Raw genomic sequence first — 3,222 nt, forward strand, 5'->3', positions numbered from 1 at the left:
TGTACGCCCATACGCTCTATTTGAGTTAGAAGTATAGGTATATCATCGACTCGTTCGTTTGTGATTATGGGTTCAGTAGTCATAAGTGCGAACATATACCTGATCTAGTTTTTTTGGAAATATGTCCTTCGGTATACTTTTGACTATCTACTTTTCCTAACTCATTAAAAAATGGGCGAACCGGGAGTGAATATATTGATACCAGAAACTATCCTTATAAATAGAACAGCATTACAGAACCGATGCCCAGCAAAACTATTGAAGTCCGAGAGTACACCGTCAGAGCGCACAAGCGGGAAATTCACACCCGCGTTTTTAACTTCGTATGTAAACAGTGCGAACAACCCACACAACGAGAAACCTTTGGTGTGCGACCACTCTACTGTGAAACATGCCGTCCGCCACAAGCACCTAAGAAATCAGTAGTCCCTATAGGCAAGAGGAAACCCAGAGCGATGAACTACAAGAGTGGTAAAGGTATTGGGGGATGATTTGTTGTCTCAAGGTTTTGAGTGAGCGCACGAAAGTGAGTGAAACAGTGCGCTCATTCGCCCAACCTAACTCAAACTGGTAAAAAGTAACTCTAATGAATTCACATTAGACATCTTTTTTCTCCGATTTATCTGTGGGATTAAGAAAACTTCGCAGATTAAGATTAATGTGTTTTTTAATGGGCATAGTTCTGTAAAATCCTTTTAATTTGCTCAGATGAGCTACAAATAAAGCCAAAACTTGTTATTGAAGGAGGCAGGAGGCAGAGGGCAGAAGGCAGAAGGTTCAATATATTCGGGGATTCAAACCCCTCCTAAATTGAGAATCCACCAAATTGAAAATTTGGTGGGGGTCTTAAACCCAAGACCCGTTTGGTCACTCTCTGTGGGCAGAAAACAGTATTCCAACTGAGCCTCCTGCCTTCTGCCCTCTGCCTTTGTTGATAGTCAAATACTATCTCATTAATTCTGACAACATTTGCTCCAGAATGTCTGACATAAATTCCTCGTCTACAGATTGCAGAGTTGGTGGGCCACCAAGAAATTCTTTGATAGTAATTTTCTGTTCTCTAAAGTCCTTGACAAAATCTCGAATCTGAGAGACAACATTTATTTGATTGTCTATGGTTTCTACCATTAAAGCCATAGCATCAATGCCTTTTTTCGCAGCTTTGCGAGAATCGGAAACCATCGTTCCTTCTGGAGTACTTTTTGCCAAACGTAGTTCCCGTTTCAAGTTTTCATATTGAGTCAGGAGAATTTGATTTTGTTGTTCTATAGTTCGACATTTCCGAGTCAAGTCGTCTTCGCTATTATTGTCAATAACTTCCCCGACTTGGTGAAGCCGCTCAATTTCTAGAAGTCTTGCCAAATCACCTTCTTGGTAGGCTTGATTAATTGATTTCATGATTTCTGTATGATCTGTCTGTATCTCGCTATCTTTTACCTTGTCAGGGTGGAAGATTTCAGCTAACCTCAGAAATGTTTCACGAATTTTTCTCTTATCTCCTGTTCTAGCTTCACCATGAGATTCTCCTACAGATTCTTGTGTTTGCCAATGTTGATGGCGACATGATGATACACAAATGTCTACTGAGATTAATCTTCTAGTGATAGTTGTGCTTGTAACTGCTGTACTTGTTCTACGGTTAACCCTGTTACTCGCACAATCACTTCAGCTGCTATACCCTCGCGCAATAAGTTTACCGCAACTTTTTCCAAAGCTTCCTGTTGCCAACTGGTTACAATCTCCATAATTTCCTCCTGCTCATCTAATCCCATTGTACTGATTGCTGCTTGAAAGACCTGTTTTTCAGTATCGTCGAGCCGCAAATACGTATCCACAAAGCCTGAAATCAATTGCATCCGTGCTGGGTCTAACTTTAACGTCGCCAGCAGCCGCAAACATTCTGCTTTCACCTGCGGACGTTCCTCACGGCGAATATTCATCTTCGACATTAATGCTGCTGCCACCGGATTTGACTGTGTTAAAAAATCTCGCCAACTTAAACGATTCAACTGAATTGCTGCAAACTGAAATTCCACCACCTTGAAGTCGCCAAATATGACCCGATAATTTTGAGGTTCGGCGCGTTTGGGTTCGTCAAACGAAAAAACTACAACTGGGTAAATGGGTAAATCATACTTTTCATGGAGACGTGCAAAATACTTAAACATCCGCTTTGCAAACGCTGTCTCAGTGTAAGATTGATTTTCAACATGAATTAAAAAACAAGTGTCTTGCTGCTCGAAGCGGCATTGAGCCAGTAAATCAATTTCCTTCTTTTCCCCAGAGGTAACATCAGTAAATATTTCCTGGGGTAAAAACTGGATGGAATCGCGGTCTATTTGGCTGACTACTTGAGGTAGGAATAAATCAAGAAACTCAACAAAAAACGTAGAGAGCAATTCTTTGAAAAGACGATCGTGGTCAATCATGCTTTTGGTCTTCCCCTCGGATTATAATAATGGTTATATAGAAATAAGCATTATTATAGTCTTATTAATTGAATCTATTTCTGGCAATTGATGCCGAATGCCAGATGTTAATTATGAAAATTTATTAGCTGTAGTAAAAACTATGAAACTCTCTGAAGTATCGGCAGAAACTCTGGAAAAAATCAAGTCAGTTAGGTGGGATAGAATTATTGAGAAACATGAAGGGCCAGAAAGTTGGTCATCGGTTTTAAGATATGAAGAACCAGAATTTTTGTTAGTGGAAGACTGCCCAATATTATTACCTGTAGATAAATCACATCATCCTAATATTACTATAATACGTTGTAGCTGGAGTGCGGATAAGAATTCTGTAACAGTTTTTCTATCAGATACTACCTATGAAGATGATCCATTGTTTTCGGGATTTATGGCAGTATGTGATCGCCTGAAGAATGAAGAGTTTTTCTTAGCAATCGTGTACCATGAATGGTTTATTATTGAAAGAGCCGGAGTTCTGGAATAAGAAATTATCAGCAGTTGTTTAAAAATCGGACAAATATTCCTAAAAAAACAGTGATTTGAAATAATATTTTGCTTAAAGTTGATTTGCCGCCTTCAGCATTGCCAAACACCGCTACTTTTTCATCGCCACTATCCTTTTTTAGAATGGTAAATGCACAGTTGGGCTGAAGCATTTAAAGTCTTTCAATAACATCACCACCACTCATCATTTTTGCTACTTCATCCATAATTTCTTTACTGCTATAGTCTGGCTTAGATGGGTTTATTGGTT

At 39.3% G+C, this 3,222-nt stretch carries 3 protein-coding genes and 1 pseudogene; 2 read left to right on the forward strand and 2 right to left on the reverse strand.

Annotated features, from left to right (window positions below):
* The first annotated feature begins 242 nt into the window (after positions 1 to 242).
* Positions 243 to 491: a hypothetical protein gene (locus tag H6G26_RS40175; protein WP_190737543.1), complete on the forward strand. Its 249-nt coding sequence runs from the start codon at positions 243 to 245 to the stop codon at positions 489 to 491.
* Positions 492 to 945: 454 nt separating this feature from the next.
* On the opposite strand, the pseudogene H6G26_RS40180 reads toward H6G26_RS40175, so the two are convergent.
* A pseudogene (locus H6G26_RS40180) lies at positions 946 to 1,557 on the reverse strand (J domain-containing protein); the annotation flags it as partial.
* A 32-nt stretch (positions 1,558 to 1,589) separates the two neighbouring features.
* A complete protein-coding gene (locus H6G26_RS40185) occupies positions 1,590 to 2,429 on the reverse strand; it encodes an Rpn family recombination-promoting nuclease/putative transposase (RefSeq protein WP_190737545.1) in 840 nt (279 codons plus the stop codon).
* 97 nt (positions 2,430 to 2,526) lie between these two features.
* Between H6G26_RS40185 and H6G26_RS40190 the strand changes: the two genes are divergently transcribed.
* Positions 2,527 to 2,952: a hypothetical protein gene (locus H6G26_RS40190; RefSeq protein ID WP_242054368.1), complete on the forward strand. Its 426-nt coding sequence runs from the start codon at positions 2,527 to 2,529 to the stop codon at positions 2,950 to 2,952.
* Positions 2,953 to 3,222: the final 270 nt, after the last annotated feature.

The organism is Nostoc sp. FACHB-888 (assembly GCF_014696655.1).
In the GTDB taxonomy this organism is placed as follows: Bacteria; Cyanobacteriota; Cyanobacteriia; order Cyanobacteriales; family Nostocaceae; genus Nostoc.

Excerpts from the sequence above, each read along its gene's own strand:
- H6G26_RS40190 (WP_242054368.1), top strand. The coding sequence starts at position 2,527 with ATGCCAGATGTTAATTATGAAAATTTATTAGCTGTAGTAAAAACTATG.
- H6G26_RS40175 (WP_190737543.1), top strand. The coding sequence starts at position 243 with ATGCCCAGCAAAACTATTGAAGTCCGAGAGTACACCGTCAGAGCGCAC.
- H6G26_RS40185 (WP_190737545.1), bottom strand. The coding sequence starts at position 2,429 with ATGATTGACCACGATCGTCTTTTCAAAGAATTGCTCTCTACGTTTTTT.